This window comes from Photorhabdus sp. RW14-46 (genome assembly GCF_963887965.1).
GTDB classification, from domain to species: Bacteria; Pseudomonadota; Gammaproteobacteria; order Enterobacterales; family Enterobacteriaceae; genus Photorhabdus; species Photorhabdus laumondii.
The window spans coordinates 157,446-174,533 of record NZ_CAWPHH010000003.1 but is presented as its reverse complement, the minus strand read 5'-3'; the positions used below and the strand labels follow the sequence as shown (position 1 = coordinate 174,533).

General features: G+C 41.4%; 22 protein-coding genes. 7 read left to right on the top strand and 15 right to left on the bottom strand.

Annotated features, from left to right (window positions below; all coding sequences use genetic code 11):
• Positions 1 to 7: 7 nt before the first annotated feature.
• The 5 genes from AACQ38_RS04240 (at position 8) to AACQ38_RS04220 (ending at position 4,868) form a co-directional block, all read left to right on the top strand.
• On the top strand, positions 8 to 277 hold the full coding sequence (locus tag AACQ38_RS04240; RefSeq protein WP_165577487.1) for a type VI secretion system PAAR protein: 270 nt from the start codon (positions 8 to 10) through the stop codon (positions 275 to 277).
• A 9-nt stretch (positions 278 to 286) separates the two neighbouring features.
• The gene (locus AACQ38_RS04235) at positions 287 to 1,879 is read left to right on the top strand and encodes a hypothetical protein (protein ID WP_165577486.1); all 1,593 of its coding nucleotides are present in this window, start codon (positions 287 to 289) and stop codon (positions 1,877 to 1,879) included.
• On the top strand, positions 1,879 to 2,802 hold the full coding sequence (locus tag AACQ38_RS04230; RefSeq protein ID WP_165577485.1) for a hypothetical protein: 924 nt from the start codon (positions 1,879 to 1,881) through the stop codon (positions 2,800 to 2,802). The genes AACQ38_RS04235 and AACQ38_RS04230 overlap by 1 nt, the downstream gene beginning before the upstream one ends.
• A gap of 172 nt (positions 2,803 to 2,974) precedes the next feature.
• Positions 2,975 to 3,835 carry a hypothetical protein gene (locus AACQ38_RS04225; RefSeq protein ID WP_242685516.1) on the top strand — a complete coding sequence of 287 codons (861 nt, stop codon included), beginning with the start codon at positions 2,975 to 2,977 and terminating at the stop codon, positions 3,833 to 3,835.
• A 109-nt stretch (positions 3,836 to 3,944) separates the two neighbouring features.
• Positions 3,945 to 4,868, top strand: a complete 924-nt coding sequence (locus AACQ38_RS04220; RefSeq protein ID WP_165577483.1) for a hypothetical protein — start codon at positions 3,945 to 3,947, stop codon at positions 4,866 to 4,868.
• A gap of 307 nt (positions 4,869 to 5,175) precedes the next feature.
• On the opposite strand, the gene AACQ38_RS04215 is transcribed toward AACQ38_RS04220, so the two are convergent.
• The 5 genes from AACQ38_RS04215 to AACQ38_RS04195 form a co-directional block, all read right to left on the bottom strand.
• Complete coding sequence (locus AACQ38_RS04215) at positions 5,176 to 5,550, bottom strand: helix-turn-helix domain-containing protein (RefSeq protein WP_011146193.1); 375 nt, start codon at positions 5,548 to 5,550, stop codon at positions 5,176 to 5,178.
• 76 nt (positions 5,551 to 5,626) lie between these two features.
• Entirely contained in the window at positions 5,627 to 5,887 is a 261-nt protein-coding gene (locus AACQ38_RS04210; RefSeq protein WP_165577482.1) for a type II toxin-antitoxin system RelE family toxin, read from the bottom strand.
• 287 nt (positions 5,888 to 6,174) lie between these two features.
• Positions 6,175 to 6,369, bottom strand: a complete 195-nt coding sequence (locus tag AACQ38_RS04205) for a hypothetical protein (protein WP_041380046.1) — start codon at positions 6,367 to 6,369, stop codon at positions 6,175 to 6,177.
• Entirely contained in the window at positions 6,369 to 6,653 is a 285-nt protein-coding gene (locus AACQ38_RS04200) for a CopG family ribbon-helix-helix protein (protein WP_011146195.1), read from the bottom strand. The genes AACQ38_RS04205 and AACQ38_RS04200 overlap by 1 nt, the downstream gene beginning before the upstream one ends.
• Before the next feature lie 2 nt (positions 6,654 to 6,655).
• On the bottom strand, positions 6,656 to 6,955 hold the full coding sequence (locus AACQ38_RS04195) for a hypothetical protein (protein WP_162129035.1): 300 nt from the start codon (positions 6,953 to 6,955) through the stop codon (positions 6,656 to 6,658).
• Positions 6,956 to 7,114: 159 nt separating this feature from the next.
• Here AACQ38_RS04195 and AACQ38_RS04190 point away from each other — a divergent pair, with 159 nt between their 5' ends.
• Together AACQ38_RS04190 and AACQ38_RS04185 are read left to right on the top strand one after the other, a co-directional pair.
• Positions 7,115 to 7,957: a hypothetical protein gene (locus tag AACQ38_RS04190; RefSeq protein ID WP_165577481.1), complete on the top strand. Its 843-nt coding sequence runs from the start codon at positions 7,115 to 7,117 to the stop codon at positions 7,955 to 7,957.
• Position 7,958: 1 nt separating this feature from the next.
• Positions 7,959 to 10,046, top strand: a complete 2,088-nt coding sequence (locus AACQ38_RS04185) for a DNA methyltransferase (protein ID WP_011146197.1) — start codon at positions 7,959 to 7,961, stop codon at positions 10,044 to 10,046.
• 305 nt (positions 10,047 to 10,351) lie between these two features.
• Here AACQ38_RS04185 and AACQ38_RS04180 read toward each other — a convergent pair whose 3' ends face one another.
• The 10 genes from AACQ38_RS04180 to fliJ all read right to left on the bottom strand — a co-directional run bounded on the left by AACQ38_RS04180 (position 10,352) and on the right by fliJ (position 17,087).
• Positions 10,352 to 10,759 (bottom strand): cytidine deaminase, encoded by a 408-nt coding sequence (locus AACQ38_RS04180; RefSeq protein ID WP_165577480.1) that lies wholly within the window; start codon positions 10,757 to 10,759, stop codon positions 10,352 to 10,354.
• Between the two features lie 189 nt (positions 10,760 to 10,948).
• On the bottom strand, positions 10,949 to 11,731 hold the full coding sequence (gene fliR / locus AACQ38_RS04175; RefSeq protein WP_011146198.1) for a flagellar biosynthetic protein FliR: 783 nt from the start codon (positions 11,729 to 11,731) through the stop codon (positions 10,949 to 10,951).
• Positions 11,732 to 11,733: 2 nt separating this feature from the next.
• Complete coding sequence (gene fliQ / locus AACQ38_RS04170; RefSeq protein ID WP_011146199.1) at positions 11,734 to 12,003, bottom strand: flagellar biosynthesis protein FliQ; 270 nt, start codon at positions 12,001 to 12,003, stop codon at positions 11,734 to 11,736.
• Between the two features lie 20 nt (positions 12,004 to 12,023).
• Positions 12,024 to 12,740: a flagellar type III secretion system pore protein FliP gene (fliP, locus tag AACQ38_RS04165; RefSeq protein ID WP_109791968.1), complete on the bottom strand. Its 717-nt coding sequence runs from the start codon at positions 12,738 to 12,740 to the stop codon at positions 12,024 to 12,026.
• Between the two features lie 49 nt (positions 12,741 to 12,789).
• Complete coding sequence (fliO, locus tag AACQ38_RS04160) at positions 12,790 to 13,242, bottom strand: flagellar biosynthetic protein FliO (protein WP_041380047.1); 453 nt, start codon at positions 13,240 to 13,242, stop codon at positions 12,790 to 12,792.
• A 1-nt stretch (position 13,243) separates the two neighbouring features.
• Positions 13,244 to 13,663, bottom strand: a complete 420-nt coding sequence (gene fliN / locus AACQ38_RS04155; RefSeq protein WP_011146202.1) for a flagellar motor switch protein FliN — start codon at positions 13,661 to 13,663, stop codon at positions 13,244 to 13,246.
• Complete coding sequence (gene fliM / locus AACQ38_RS04150; protein WP_011146203.1) at positions 13,656 to 14,660, bottom strand: flagellar motor switch protein FliM; 1,005 nt, start codon at positions 14,658 to 14,660, stop codon at positions 13,656 to 13,658. Before fliM ends, fliN begins: the two co-directional genes overlap by 8 nt.
• Positions 14,661 to 14,665: 5 nt before the next feature.
• On the bottom strand, positions 14,666 to 15,142 hold the full coding sequence (fliL, locus tag AACQ38_RS04145) for a flagellar basal body-associated protein FliL (protein ID WP_011146204.1): 477 nt from the start codon (positions 15,140 to 15,142) through the stop codon (positions 14,666 to 14,668).
• Between the two features lie 173 nt (positions 15,143 to 15,315).
• Positions 15,316 to 16,644 (bottom strand): flagellar hook-length control protein FliK, encoded by a 1,329-nt coding sequence (locus AACQ38_RS04140; protein WP_165577479.1) that lies wholly within the window; start codon positions 16,642 to 16,644, stop codon positions 15,316 to 15,318.
• Positions 16,644 to 17,087, bottom strand: coding sequence for a flagellar export protein FliJ (fliJ, locus tag AACQ38_RS04135; RefSeq protein WP_165577478.1), 444 nt, complete (start codon positions 17,085 to 17,087; stop codon positions 16,644 to 16,646). Before fliJ ends, AACQ38_RS04140 begins: the two co-directional genes overlap by 1 nt.
• Between the last annotated feature and the right edge of the window lies 1 nt (position 17,088).

Sequence of the window (17,088 nt, the reverse complement as noted above, 5' to 3'; positions counted from 1 at the left end):
AATAAATATGGGTAATGCGGTAAAGATTGGTGATATTGGCACGGCGCATGGTGATTGTGGCGCGACACCGGTTATTTCGGGATCGACCAGTGTGAAAGTTGACGGTATTCCTTTAGCCCGTCAAGGCGATAATTTGGCACCACATTCATCTCATTCACGCATCATTGCCGGTGGTTCCAGTACCGTTTTTGTTGATGGTAAACCTGCGGCGAGAACGGGTGATGCGGTGAGTTGTGGTGGAATTGTGATTGGTGGTGGTAGTGTTAATATTGGTTAAGGAAAAAACATGCTTTCAGTTAATATGCGCAGCGCAGTTTGTGATTGTAAAACTCCGGACCCTTGTATTCACAAATTAGTGTTAAAAGTCGGGAAACGGGTTTTTCACTATAACCAGATTGAACCGATAAGGGATATTTGGGTAGTTGATGAAGCGGAGGGGATACCGGTGTCTGTTTCATTGGTGGGAAAACAGTGTATAACGGAAAACGCACACTGTCCCAAAGCGGTTTTCTATAGCCCGGATAACCCGGCGTTTCAATTTTATGAATTGGATAAAAATCCAATTAAGGGACCGGGAGTAGATTATGAAATCAGTTTTTCCCGTCATAGCTTGTCGGTCGATCCAATAGCAAATGATCCGTTAGGTTTTATTGCATCGTGGTTGTTTCAGAAGGGGGATCTGAATTGTTTACCGCATACGGATTATATTCTGACCCTGACGCAATGTTACGGTCAGCCTTTTGCCCAGCGCTCATTTCTCTTGCCGGATGATAAAATGAAGAAGGTGTTATTGGGGCTGGTGAACGTACTTGACATTAAAATCCATGTGTTGCCGCAATATGAATGGACACTGGATGTGACGATAGGGGCAGAACAAGAAGTACGGGAAAGAAGCGCGGCGGAAAGAAAAGCGGAGGCGCTGAAGGAGAGAAAGAAAACCAATCCGAACGCGAAAAAGCCCGGTCAAAACTGGCATAAACACACGGCGGGTTATGAATTAACGGACACGTTAACTGCCGAAGGGAGTTTTGCTTATAGGTTGGGTCCTTATACCCACACACTTACACGTGAACTGGAAAAAGAATTTAAAGAAAAACGTAAAAAACTGGGTTTAGTGAATAAAGGCTTGCAGGCGGTTGAGACGTTGCAAAAACTGTTTTCCAGTGAAGGCAGTCAGGAAATTAAACTGTTGGAGGTGGAAATCCAGACTCCGGAAATAAAATTAAGCGGCGGCAGTAAACTGGTGAATGCCACACATGGCAATGAAGTCTATTTTGAGCATGCGGTTTCGGTGGAATTAGCGCCGCTGATTGGGATAAAACTGCGGCTGGATTTAATTGAGGCGTTTGCGACGGAATTTGGGGTTGAGAAATTAATCGCCTTAATTCGTGAACAGGGATTAAAAGGTCAGGCGGCGGTGGAAGAGGGACGGAATGGGGCTTATCTGGGGGCGCAATTAGATATGATTCTGGAAGGGGCGTTAAATCTGTCATTTAAATATGCCAGTAATGAAGAGCATAAAATGGAATTTCAATTGGGGGATATGGTAAGAGGTACGCTAGCGATTAAAGCGGAAACCAATATTCAGGCGGGGTTTAAATATTATCTGGTGGAGGGGTATTTTAACGCGGAGGCGGATATTGAAGCGGAAGGATGTTTTGAACTGGATAAGCAGGATAAGGAATTATCTCTGGTGTTTTTCCATGAGGGCATCACTGCCAGTTATTATGTAGAGTATGGGGCAGGAATTGCTCCACCTAAAAGTGATGGCGATTCTGCTAAACAAAAAGACGGAAAAGATAATAAAAAACAAAAAAAGTGGGAAATATATCCAAAATTGCCAAAAGAGAAATCAACATACAGACTGAGGTTATCGTAATGAAAAAAGAATTTTTATTCTTTATAGCTTTATTTTCATTATCAGTTTATGGGAGAAACACTATGGATCAAGTTAAATATATTACTTATTTAGAAACTCATCGGGCACGTTGTGTCCTTAGAGTCAATGGGATGTATACATTAAGTAGCTTGCATTCAATTACCGGCATTATATCGACCGGGTATAATATTGCACCATTATTGCAGAATGGTAAGAATACTATTTATATCGAAATGGCTCCATTTAGTGATGCAAAAGAAGGATATATTTATAAAGATAAGGATGCGGAGTGTAAAGTCCGGTTGGTAAGGATGACGCCTTACCAGTCGGATGAAATCACGAATATTATTGCTAGCGTGGCAGATAAAAATGGCATAGCAGAGCCTAATAGTATGAAATCTGTTAATTTTAATGTTGATACAGCACAGTATAGTAAAATAACGGAAAAAAACCTCAAGGATGAAGGTATTTATTATGCAGAGAGAACAGTGACATTAAGTGATTTGCCTGTCTGGGCTTGGACTACGGCTACTCCCTTGCCGGAAACGGAAGCAAGCACCGAGTTAGTTAGAAAAGCCTATGAAGATATCTGGCAAATAATGAAAAATAAAGATTTGGTAGCTTTACAATCGTCAGCCAAATTAATGTTACATGAACATGCATTGGCCAATAACAGCACAGAGCAGGTTTTTTTTGATTCTCTGGATTTTAAGCAAGATTTTGATAATAATTATCAGGCAGTACCGATAGACTGGAGTAAATATAAACTGATACGTTATATGGGGGGGCGGTTATTTAGGTTCCAGCTTGAACATAGCAATAATTCACCTTTGTTAATTGAAGATAAAAATAACAGTGAAAATGGTCGAACATTTAGCCCCTATTTTTCTCTAATCAATGGAAAAGTGGTTATTTCTAGATAACTATGGTCTTTCTTAAATAACTCAGTATTAACTTTTTTTTGCAGTTAATACTGGGGAGTACGGAAATATAACTAAAATAGAAATCAATATACAAACTGAGGTTATTGCAATGAGAAAAGTTTTTTTATTTTTTATGGTCCTATTTTCATTATCAGCTTATGGGAAAAACACTATGGATAAAGTTAAATATATCACTTATTTAGAAACTAATCGGGCACGTTGTGTCCTTAAGGTAAATGATATTTATACTTTAAGTAATCTGAATTCAATGACTGGCACCATTTCGACAGGATATAATGTTGCGCCATTATTGCAGAATGGTAAAAATACTATTCGTATTGAAATGGCTCCATTTAGTAATGCTGAAGAGGGATATATTTATAAAGATAAAAATGCAGAGTGTAAAGTTCGCTTGGTGAGGATGACTCCTTACCAGTCGGATGAAATCACGAATATTATTGCTGGCGTGGCAGAAAAAAATGGCATAGCAGAGCCTAATAGTATGAAATCCATTAGTTTTAATACTGATACTGTGCAGTATAGTAAAATTACGGAAAATAATCTTAAGGATAGAGGTTTTTATTATGCAGAACGAACAGTCACATTAGATGATTTGCCTATCTGGGCTTGGACAACAGCAACTCCTTTACCAGAGACTGCGGCAAGTACTGAGTTGGTTAAAAAAGCCTATGAAGATATTTGGCAAATGTTGAAAAATCAGGATTTGATGGCATTAAAGGAAGCTTATCAATTAACGTTATATGAGGAATCTCAGGCAAATGATAGTACTGAGCAAATCCATTTTGACTCATTGGATTTTAAACATTACTTTGATAAAGGCTATCAAGCAGTACCGATAAATTGGAATAAATATAAATTAGTGCGCTATATGAAAGGAAGATTATTTCGATTTGAGCTTAATGATAGTATAAAGTCACCATTGTTAATTGAGGATAAAAATAATAGTGAAAATGGATTTATATATAATCCTTTATTTTCTCTAATCAATGGAAAAGTGGTTATTTCGAGATAACTATGGTTTATTTTAACTAACTCAGTATTAACTGTTTTTTGCAGTTAATACTGGGGAGTAAGGAAATATAACTAAAATATAAATCAATATACAAACTGAGGTTATTGCAATGAAGAAATCTTTTCTACTTTTTATGGCATTGTTTTCATTATCAGCTTATGGAGAAAATACAATGGATAAAGTTAAATATATCACTTATTTAGAAACGAACCGTGCTTATTGTGTTCTCAGAGTCAATGGGATTTATACTTTAAGCAATCTGGGTTCAAGGACTGGAACCATATCAACGGGTTACAATGTTGCACCATTATTGCAAAATGGTAAGAATACTATTTATATTGAAATAGCGCCGTTCAGAAATGCAAAAGAGGGGTATGTTTATCAAGAAAAAGGTACTGAGTGCAAGGTTAGATTGGTAAGGGTAACTCCTTATGAGTCTGATGAAGTGACTAATATTATCGCCAGTGTGGCAGATAAAAATGGTACGTTGGAACCAACCAGCATGAAGTCCGTTAATTTTAATATTGATACCACTCAGTACAGCAAAATCGCGGAGAAAAATCTTAAAGATAGGGGATTTTATTATGCGCAGCGGACAGTGACATTAAATGATCTCCCTGCCTGGGCTTGGACGACGGCTACCCCTCTACCGGAGACAGCGGAAAGCACTGAACTGGTTAAAAAAGCCTATGAAGATGTCTGGCAGATCATGAAAAATAAAGATTTGGTTGCTTTGCAACATGCTACCAAAATAATGTTATATGAACATGCGCAGGCCAATAATTGTACGGAACAAAGTTATTTTGATTCTTATGACTTTAAACGAGATTTTGATAACGGTTATCAGGCAGTGCCGATTGATTGGAGTAAATATAAGTTGGTGCGTTATCTGGGCGGGCGTTTATTCCGATTCCAGCGTGAGCATAGTAATAATTCGCCCTTATTATTTGAAAATAAAAATGATAGCGAAGATGGATTCACATTCAGTCCCTATTTTTCTTTAATCAATGGAAAAGTGGTTATTTCTAGATAACTATGTCCTTTCTTAAATAACTCAGTATTAATTGTTTCCGGTAGTTAATATTGGGAGGTAAGGAAAGACTATGCTTTCGATTAACATGAAAAGTGCCGTTTGTGATTGTAAAACCCCGGCCCTTTATATTCACAAAATTAGTGTTAAAAGTCGGGAAATGGGTTTTTCATTATAACCAGATTGAACCGATAGGGGATATTTGAGTGGTTGATGAAGCGGGTGGTATACCGGCAGCAATTTCATTGGTGGGAAAACAGCAGGGTGAGATCTCACCCTGGTCGTATTGGTAACTTTTTACTAACTTTAATCAGTCGAGCACTAGTTGACTTATTCGGCAATCATATAAATCCGCTAATTTTTCAATCGTTGCTTTGCGTGGGCGATCTGATTTCTCAAACTGAGAAACGGCAGCTTGTTTTATACCCAGTTTTTCCGCTACCTCAGCTTGTGATAGTCCACGATAAATGCGCCAAGCGGCTTGTAGTGAAACTTCATCGTCTACCATGATAGAAACGACTTCATGAGGAATAGTTTCATCGTCATTTGGTCCCGTTGTATAGGGAATAATTTGATAATTTTCATCATGATCCGCAGCTGCCAACAGTCTTTCGTACTCGTCCATTGGCAAAATAACGGCTTGTTTTTTGCCATGCTCGTCTGTAATAAATTGAATACTAGCCATATTCTTTTGCTCCGTATGTTTACGTAGTTACGTAGCCCTTAGAGGTAAATGGTTAAATGGAAAATTCACCTATTTGTTAATAGGTTTTTGTCTGGCGTCGCCTAATTTCCTGAATTTCTAGGATATTAGGTTCTCCATCCAGTAATTCAAACAAAACCCGATAATCGCCAACTCTGAGCCTATATCTGTTATCGAATTCTGATAATTTTCTGATATCCAGACCAACAAGGGGAAAATCTGTTAGCGAACTCACCTTTTGTTTTATCGTCTTCTGATATCGAGTATCGATCCTCGTTAGCTGTTTGATTGCAGCTTTAGACCAAATGACTTTAACCATTTCTTTCCCTATTTTAAAAGAGCATATCCGCTTTGGATACTCAAAATATAAGTGTTTATTCTTATGTCGTCAAGGGAAAGTCTTATATTTTAAGAGGGAAAATAAGGTTGCGTCCAGTAGAGTTCAATTTTTTATGATGAAATCAGATATAAATTTTATGATGATTGGAATTTATTTTTTAATAAAATTCTTTCTCTGTTTTAAATGTGATTATAGAAATGAAGATTAGTTTCTATTTGTTTTTTTATATTGATTTTATTCCTAATTAAATTAAAGGGGGTTACCCCTTAAATAAAAGATTGTTGTTTATACCCGTCATCTTTCAAGTTGCCTCTTTGTTGACTGCACTCACTCACCCCGGTTATATAGTTTGCTATGCTCCCGGGGATTCGCTCCCTTGCCGTCGCGATGCATCTTGAAATCCATAAGGTATATATTTCCTCACGGTCTTGAATGGCTTCTGGCGTCCAAAATAATTGCATTACTTGGCCTCAAAACGGCGAAGTGTGGCTTTGCGGCGGGCTAAAAATTTAGCTTCAACTTGGTCGGCTGGCACTAGATTGCCGGCATCGGCAGAAGCTTGGCCTATTTCTATTTGCCTGCGGAGCCAAGCATCATGGACGCTCGCTTCTTGTTGCTGACGCACGAAATCGCGCATGAAGTCACGTAGTAGCTGTGCGCCTTTGCGATCGAGTGATTTCGCTGCTGCGGTAAAGTCATTTTTCAGGGCATCATCAACCCTAAAGGTAAAAGTAGTTTCGCTCATAGCTAATGATTCCATCGTAATGTGTTACAAAGTAAGTACAGTGTAGTACTTAAATGGGTAGAATACTGCCAGAAGGACGGTAAAATGATATACCCGTTATCTTTCAAGCTGCCTCTTTGTTGGCTGCACTCTCTCACACTGATTACATAGTTCGCTATGCTCCTGGGGATTCGCTTCCTTGCCGTCGCGATGTATCTCGAAATCCATAGGGTATAATATCTATGAGCCGGGACATATGCAGGATAAAGAGTTGCTATTGCAGAAGTTCGGCGAATTGCTTCATAATTAACCATGTTTGCCAAGTTTGGTCCTGGTTCCCGTGTTATTTGATTTCCCTTTTGATCTTGTTTTTAAAAATTGTTACGGTATAACGCCTAAAGCGGGCAGCGTTTCTGGTTACTATTGCATGGAAGTGGTTGAAAACAATAACCAATATTAGAAAATAATCTTAAGGATTGTGCATGTACCATAATGAACATCAAATAATGAAAGCCGTTTACGATAACTTTTATGGTCAGATTAATGATAATGGTGTTATACCTGTTGACCTGCGTGCGCCTTCTTTGGTTGGTACAGTTCAAGACGATCCCTTTGATTGCTTGATTGAACAAAAACTCCAACAAGCATTTCCTGAATTGGAAGTTGTTCGTTCAGGTAAGCTGACTACCCCTGATATTATTATTCGTGACAAGCGAACGGGTATCATTGTTGGGCTTGAAGTTAAAAAGTTAATTCAGAAGCCGAATGGCGCTGATTCACGTGGTCTTACTATGGATTACAATAGTTGCTTGCCGTGCGGAACTGCTTTGATAAAGATGGGCAATGCAATGGTCGAGATTCCTTGTTATTACATGTACGCATTATTGAGCAATGACAGTAGCAGTATTGTAACTTTCATTTTGATGCACGGTGATTTCATTAACTATGATTTTAATCTTTATAAGAAAGCTAAAGTTACAAACCAAACCGAGTATAACCACGGTCCGTACGGTGAAGGTTCTGTTCGCCATCGGGCAATGTATACGTACCCTAATCCACTGAACTACAAATTAAAGTGTTTTTATACAAGAAAAGTTTTTGTAGCGAAAAAATTTGATTGTGAAAATCTTCAGATATCGCACTTGGCTACAGAAGAAGTATCAAGGTACGATATTTACGAAAACAATTTTTTGTACAATATCATTGATAATGGAAAGCCTGATCAATCTGTTGAGCCTGTTCTGATTGAAGATATTTTTGCTGACTGCAAAGCACGTATAGCAAAAATACGTACGTCTGTTTCTATGCCAGTGTTAACAAAATAATATGAAGTATATAATTGAAAATGATTTTCCTTTCGAGCAGATTGATCCAATTGCGGAAATCGAAAGTTATAGAAAGGAAATTAACCGTCCTATCTACCACATTCATAAATGGTGGGCGAAGCGTTTAGGAAGCGTATTCCGTTCTATTGTTTCCGGCGCTCTTACTGAAGGCCAATGGAAGGATTTTTACGAATACCAAAAATATACCGGAAAGGTTGTGCTTGATCCTTTTATGGGTTCGGGAACCACATTGGGGGAAGCGGCGAAGCTTGGAGCAAGTATTATAGGATGTGATGTTAACCCAGTTAGTACATTCTTAGTCACACAAGCAATGGCTAGCGTGAATATAAATGAACTGAAAAAAGAATTTAAATCCATTGAACGGGATGTAAAAGAGGAAATCCTTTCCTACTATACAACAATGGTTCCCGATGCGTCGAAATCCACGCCGGCACTTTACTATTTTTGGGTGAAGGTTGTCGCCACGCCAGAGGGTGAAGAAATTCCGTTGTTTTCAAGTTATGTATTCAGTAAAAATGTCTACGCTAGCAAGAAACCGGATTCGCAAATATGGTGTCCGTCATGCGAATCTATTATTGTGGGGAAATACAATAGTACTGACATTAAATGCCCTTGCTGCTCACATAACTTTAACCCCCAAAATGGACCTGCCAGGGGAACAAAAATTATTGACAGTAGAGGTAATGAATACAAAATCAAGGAATTGGTATCTAGCAAAGAGTGTCCACCCAAGCATAAATTATATGCCATTATGGCGCTTAACGAAGCAGGTGAAAAGGTCTATATCAAACCGACCCAATATGACTACGACCTTTTTAATGAAACGCGTGAACGCTTTTCCCTGATCAAAGGCGATCTTCCATTACCTACTATGAAAGTTAGAGCTGGATATAACACGAACCAAGCACGTGGATATAATTACAATAATTGGTGTGACTTCTTTAATGAACGTCAATTGTTATGTCTTGGATTATTGCTTCAACGGATATTGAAAATTAAAGACAAGGTGATTCGGGATCATTTTGTTTGCCTGTTCAGTGGAACACTTGAATTTAATAACCTGTTTTGCAGTTTTAAGGGAGAAGGTACTGGTGCTGTTCGTCATATGTTTTCGAACCATATTTTGAAACCAGAGAGAACACCATTAGAAAATAGTATATGGGGAACACCGGGGAAAAGCAGCGGTACATTTTCGACATTATTTGAAAGTCGTTTGATTAAGGCCAAGACCTATCTTGACGAACCATTTGAAGTATTCATTGAAAACAATGGGGCAAAATGTTTTTCAAAAAAAGTCGTTTGCAGTGATCCGATAAGGGTAAATCCTACTCAATCATGGGAAACGTTCAAAAACGCTTCTCAAGGTGCTTTGATTTTGAATGCGGACAGTTCTTCACTTCCCATCCCTAATTCATCGGTTGATGCGGTAATTACTGATCCACCGTATTTTGATTTTGTTCACTATAGTGAATTGAGTGACTTTTTCTATGCCTGGCTTTCTAATGCTCTTAGTGGCGAATATGAATACTTAAATAGAAAAGATTCATCACATGAAAATGAAGTTCAAGATAGGGATAACGAAAGTTTCACAAGGAAAATTTGCAGTATTTTTAAGGAATGCAACCGAGTGCTTAAAGAAGATGGTCTCTTGTGTTTCAGTTATCATCATTCGACAATAGACGGCTGGATGGCAATATACGATTCTGTCACTAAAGCTGGTTTTGACATTGTAGCTGCTCACCCGGTAAAAGCTGAAATGTCTGTTGCCAGCCCTAAAAGTGCAGCAAAAGATCCTATCAATCTTGATGCAATCTTGGTTTGTAAAAAGGAAGTTAATCCGCCAAAAATTGAGAACCCACAGGACGAAATCTTTTCTCGGTTCAGTGATTATATTGAACGATTCAACGCTGTTGAAAGAAATCTAAGTTCAGGGGACCGCTTTGTAATTGCTTGCTCTCAGGCAATTACGGTTGCTTCATGCCTTCGAATGGATAGAGGATCGACGATTGACTTGGTTAAATGGTCTGTTGAAACATGTGTTCAGCGTAAAAAGATATCACTTAAATGACCAGAGCGGGATTCTGTTTTACATAAAAAGTCATCAATGGGCGGACATCGATAATTTTGTTCAATTAATACGATTTTATCAATACACTCTGATTGCCATATTAAGAGTATGAAAAATAACAGGTACCGTGCATAAAAACATGGGCGCTGGTACCAATATTGACTTTGTTGTGTAACATATACCCTACGGATTTCAAGATGGATCGCGACGGCAAGGGAGCGAATCCCCGGGAGCATAGATAACGATGTGACCGGGGGTGAGTGAGTGCAGCTAACAAAGAGGCAGCTTGAAAGATAACGAATATATTAGAGCTTTTCTCCATTAACGGCCGACCAATGATAAGGTTGCAATTCACGAATGGTTTTAAATAACAGTTCATTTTTCTCATTAGTTACCGCTGCTTTTACGGAGCCTCCCCAATGAATCAGGCGTTCCCGACATATTCCACAGGGTGATAAAATGATATATTCACAGCCGGCATCTTCACGGCAGAGACATATAGAGTGCGTTACCGCTTCATTCAGTTTATGAGCTTCCAAATAAGCACCAACTTCCATACAAAGGGATAATGCGTCATTTTTGGTATCAGGGGCAATGCTGGTTAAGATTTTTCCCGATTCTGTCCGTACTGCGGCAGCGCCACCCCATCCTTTGGGGTATCGTTTTTCAATTAAGTTAACTGCGGCATTATATAACTCTTGTTCTATATTCATTGATTTATTGCTCCTATACCCGTCATCTTTCAAGTTGCCTCTTTATGCATCTTGAAATCCATAGAGTATGGCTAATTAAAACCTGTGTTTCTTTTACTTATCGATAAGATTTTATAGCATAAAATAGTACAATTTATATCATATAAAATACGGATTTTTTCTAGGTAAACTTTGTTTTAAATAATATCTTTAAATAACCATTCCACTGATAATGACCGCCAGTCGATTAAACAATTCACTAAACATACGCTCGGTAAATGGCGCTAACATCGGGATTAAAAGCGTGAGTACCAATATACCGGTAGTCAGTGTTAACGGAAAACCGACCACAAAGATGGAAAGTTGTGGTGTCATCCGGTTTAAAATCCCTAATGATAAATTCAGTGTTAATAATAGTGTTATTAATGGCAGAGCCAGCATCATGCCGTTGATAAATATCATACTGGCGCTTTGTGCTAGCAGTAAAAATCCTTGGGCACTGAGTTGCAGTGGTTGTATCGGTAGAATCTGGAATGTGTCTGCCAGAACCGATAATAGCCATAGGTGACCGTCAAAGGCCAAAAATAACAGTAAGGTCAAGAGGTTAAAGATTCGCGCTAAAATAGGCATATTCGGGCCGCCGGAGGGATCAAAAAAGGTAGCGAATGAGAGCCCCATTTGTAAACCAATCACTTCACCGGCATAACGTACTGCTGCAAAGGCAATTTGCATTGTCAGGCCAAGTGATGCCCCAATCAGGATTTGCTGGAGCATCACCCAGAATGCGGTAACAGAGAAAATAGGCACTTGCGCAGGTTGCAGGTTTGGCATCAAGAGCAGTGTTACCATCACGGCCAGTCCAATTTTGACTTTCTTAGGTGCCTGTTTTTCACTGAATAATGGCGCAGTACTGAACAGCGCAAGCACCCGAACCAGCGGCCAGAAAAATTCACTGACGAACTGGATCAGCATTTCACTGTTAAAAGAGATCATAATTAGCCAATTATCACAGGGATGCTGCTGTAGAGTTCACGCATGTAGTCCAGAAATAGGTTTAGCATCCAAGGTCCGGCGATAACGGTAGTGACAAATACCGCCAGAATTTTGGGAATAAATGATAGTGTCATTTCGTTAACCTGTGTTGCCGCTTGCAACAAGCTCACGATTAAACCACATAATAAAGCCGCTAACAGCAACGGCGCAGCCAGCGCCAGCGCGACTTTCATGGCTTCTGTTCCCAATGCCATGACTGATTCAGGAGTCATAATGTTTGCCTCTTTTCAGGTCAACCGTAAAAACTTTGTGCCAGAGAACCCAGTAGTAATTGCCAGCCGTCAACCAGAACAAATAGCATGAGTTTGAAGGGCAGTGAGATGGTAGCAGGGGGGACCATCATCATCCCCAACGCCATCAATACGCTGGCGACCACCAGGTCAATAATCAAAAATGGAATAAACAGGGTAAAACCAATCTGAAAAGCGGTTTTTAGTTCGCTGGTAATAAATGCTGGCATCAGTACTCGCATAGGAACGGAATCGGCGGTTTCAAACGGCGGCTGATCAGCAAGACGAGCAAACAGCGCTAAATCGTTTTCCCTTGTCTGACGCAACATAAATTGCCGTAATGGCTTGGCACCATTTTCTAAAGCGGTTTCCAGACTGATTTTATCTTCACTAAAAGGCAGATAAGCATCTTGATAAACTTTATCGAAAACCGGTGACATAATGAAAAATGTCATAAATAGCGCCAGTCCAAGTAGAACCTGATTAGGTGGTGCCGATGGGGTGCCTAAAGCATTACGCAGTAAACCCAACACGATAATGATGCGGGTAAAACTGGTCATCATGAGTAAGGCGGCGGGAATAAAGGTTAGCGCGGTAATGAAAACTAACGTTTGAACCGGTAGTGACCAGCTTTGTCCACCGTTTGCCAGCGGTTGACTGATGATGCCCGGCAACTGTGCCGCGGCATCCATCGGTAAAATAAGCGCAGCGAGTATCATCCCCAGGCGGCATGACAATGCAAACTTATCCCTTGTCATAAAGAGAGAACTACTTTTTTTCATCATCCTTGCCTTGTCGCATCAGCGTATTTTTTAAAATCTGACCAAACAGCGCCGGTTTTATAGCTTGTCCTTCGGTGTTATCACGGTTGGATTCAGGTATTGGCATCTGATGTAATAAATTGATTTGCTGAGCAGTGACACCCAGTACCAGCCAGTTATCTTCAACTTCTACAATGACGACACGTTCACGTTGTCCCAGAGAGCAACTGGCTTTGATACTTAATTGTTGCTGAGTCTTCCCTTTGCTGGAAAACAGCCCCATACGGCGTATTAACCAAGTGAGGGTGAAAATTAATAGCAACACCCCCGCCAGTGCACTGCTGACCTGCATCAGTGTCTGACCTGCGGGAAGTGGTGCGGATGTGGCGACTTGAGTCGCCGTTTGGGTTTGCGCGGCAGGTTCTGCCGCGCCATTATGCAGCGAGGGCTGGAAAGCCATATTAACGACTCAGGCGACGCATACGTTCAGAAGGGGTGATGATATCGGTGATACGGATACCGTATTTATCGGATACAACCACAACTTCACCCTGAGCAATCAGATATCCATTGATTAAAATATCCAACGGCTCCCCGGCAAGGCCATCAAGGGAAACAACTGAACCTTGAGATAATCTCAGTAGCTGTTTGATGGTCATTTTTGTCCGGCCCAATTCTACGGATAATTTGACCGGAATATCCAAAATCAGGTCGATATCCGATAAGTGAGCCAGTGCATCCTGAGGCTCCAGAGATTCAAAAATTGCCGCGCTACTGTCAGAGGTTTGTTGTTGCGCGGCCTGTTGTTCCAGAGCTTCTGCCCACATATCTTCGGCAGATCCGGTTGCAGCGGTATCTGTGGGTTGCTTAGCATCACTCATTGGGCTGTTCCTCATCCAGAGCATTTAAAACTGGGTTAATAAGATGTTCGACTCGCAGGGCATATTGCCCATTTAATGTTCCGTACTGGCTGGTGAGCACGGGCACACCATCGACGTGAACGATCAGGCGTTCGGGTTTATCAATAGGTAAGATATCGCCCGGCTGAAGTTGCAGGATTTTTGACAGCCTCAGCGGGATATCAGCAAAGTTAGCGACCAATTCCAGCTCTGAATGCTGAACTTGTTTTACCAGACTCTCTCGCCACAGGCTGTCTTCTTGCCGGGCATTTTCCAATGGTGGATTGGTCAGACGTTCCCGTAGTGGTTCGATCATGGCAAACGGAATACAGATATTAAATTCACCACTCAACGCACCAATTTCCACTTGAAATGGCGTTGTCACCACAATATCGTTCGGTGATGTTGTAATGTTGGTGAATTTCACCTGCATTTCAGAGCGAATGTATTCCACTTCAATTTTGAAAATGGCGCTCCAGGCATCACGATAGGAATCCAGTGCCATACGTAACATCCGGTTAATCACTCGTTGCTCGGTATGGGTGAATTCTCGGCCCTCTACTTTGGTCGGGAAACGTCCATCTCCACCAAACAGGTTATCTACCGCGATGTAAACCAGACTGGGTGCGAATGCAAACAGTGCTGTCCCTCTCAACGGTTTCAGATGAACCAGATTAAGGTTGGTCGGTACTGCCAGATTGCGGGCGAATTCATGATAAGGCTGGATTTTTATTGCGCCGACGGTAATGTCAGGACTACGGCGGAGCATGTTAAACAACCCCATCCTGAAATGACGGGCAAAGCGTTCGTTAATAATTTCCAGTGCTTGCAGACGTTCCCGAATAACCCGGCGTTGGGTATTGGGATCATAAGGGCGAATCTCATTTTCCCCGGACGAGGTATTTTCTACGTCGTCACTGGCACTGTCGCCATTGAGCAGAGCATCAATCTCTGCCTGTGAAAGAATATTGTCACTCATGGTGATTATCGCAGAATAAACGTGGTAAACAGCACATCGGTGATGACCTGATCCGGTTCACCGGGTACCAAGGTTGGGCGAAGTGTTTGCTTGATGTCGTCCATCAGACGCAATTTACCGCTGTCATGAGCCAGATCGGCCGATTTTTGGCGTGATAATAGCAACAACATACGACTACGAACTTCCGGCAGATATTCGTGGAAGCGCTGGCGAGTTTTTTCATCGGCTAAACGTAAAGTCACACCAATGTAAAGCACTCGGTCAAAGTGATCTTCATTGTCGATCAGGTTGACGGTAAAAGGCTCCAGAGTCATAAAGACAGGGACTGCTATGGCTTTAGATGCCGCAGAGTCACTCTCTTTTGCCTGTTTAAGTGCCCACCAACTGTATCCCCCGATGGCGGTACCGATAACGGCAATCAGTACTAACAGTATCATCCCAAATGGATTTTTGCGTTTATGCTCGTAGCTATAGTCAGACATGGACAGACAAATTCCTGTTTTTGTTGCGGATAAGTGTCCACGCATTCCATGGTGGGCTGACTTATCCATCAATATCGATAATCATTATCCCGCGTATTTCCGCAGGCAATAGCTGGAACAAACGGGGAAAAAACGACTAACTCGTTCGTTTGTTATGAAGTTACTTGCCACTATCAGGCGAAAATATCCACACCTCCCCGGGCGGACGCGAGTTGATGAGGTGTTAAATGTACTGTGGATTCAGTGGCTGAGTGATTTTCTGAGGTGGCATCAGCATTGCGACTTGCGGTTCCGTCTGAATGTTGTGAACCAGCACGTTGTTCTTGTTGCCACGGACTCGCGTTGTCACTGCTGACACTGCTTTGGGTCAGTTGAATACCACTTTCTGCCAGTGCATGGCGAAGTCCAGGTAATGCCGCTTCCAGTGCCGCCCGGACATGGCTGTGAGCCGATGCCAGATGCAATTGCGCTTGATTATCTTCAACAGACATGCGGATTTGCAATGCGCCTAGCTCTTGTGGATGCAGGCGTAGCTCTGCCTGTTGCAGGCCATTGCGGTTAAATAAAATGATTTGTTGATTTAATTGTTGTTGCCACTCTTCACTACCCAATTGGGCATTCAGTAAGGGGGTAGAGGCACTGGATAACTGAAACTGGGCTGTCTGATTGTGTCCGGCGGAAAGCAGGGGAGAGGTTGCCACAGAGGAGATTTGCCCGGTTTGTTGATTTTCAGTGGCTGCTGGCGCGGGCTGGATCTCTGCTTGAGCGGTAGTTTGAGTGAGTGCTGATTCACGTGGATGAGTCGGAGTTGCAGTTTCATGTTGGATAGCTGCGGCAGCAATCTTGGGTTTTACCGAAGAATTTTGCCCAAGTCCGTTTTCAGGTTTGGTTTTAAAAAAGGCGTCTGCTTTTTCTTCTTCCTGTTTTGGTTGTTTTGCAATCGCTGTCAGAGGATTCTCTTCAGTCGATAATTCTGTAACGACTAATTCTTTAACGCTAATTTGACGGTTTTTATCATTATGCTTAACGAGTCCGTCAGGTTGGAGGCTGCTTTTCTGGTTTTCTGATTTGATGGCTAAACCGGATAATTGTATGGGTAAACTTGCCGCCAGCTCTTCTGCTGACATAAGTTTCTCATCAACAGCAACCGGTTGTTTATTTGTATCTGCTTTGACATCAAGAGGAATCAGCGAGGAGGTAATAGGCTCTGTTGGTATTTTATTTGAGGTAGATAATTCATTTGCGATAGACAGTTCGTTTGGAGCGGATAATTCGTTTGGGACGGATAATAGTGGCGACAAATCGTGGTCTGTATCATCTGTAATCTCTTCTTCTTTGGATGATACTTTTCCTGGTTTGACCCCGCCTTTCTGTGCCAGTTCGGTTTCCAGATTAAGAAACTGAGCAAAAGCCGAAGGTTGATCGGCATCAGTGAGTGAATTGCTGCGCGTTGGTTGATTTTCTGTCGGTTTCAGGTCGGCAGGCAAAAGAGTGAGATTCATTATTTATTTCTCCGTTGTACGCTACGTTGGGCATATTCATCCATCTGTTTCTGTTCCGTTCTGTTCTGATGTAATCTTCGGTTGTTATCTGCCCGTTGTTGCAAAGTATCGAAGGCATTGAGGCGCTGTTGTTTTTCCCGCCACTGTGATAAAGCCGTATCAAGCCGCTGTTGCCATTGATTGAGCTGCAATTTGTGCTGTTCAATCGCTTTTTCCAGCGTTTTCATGAATTGCTGATAATTTTGCCAAGTGGTACATGGCATACCATGACTCAGTGTGTCATTCAGGCGCTCCCGGTATTCATCTTGATAGCCCATCAACGTTGCGAGTTGTTGCTCCATTTGCTGATAGTTCTGACGAACTTGTGCCAGGTGAGTAGCGGCTTTTTCCACTGCATTTTGTGCAAGGTCACGCAAGGTTATGAGAGGTGATTGTTGCTGCATC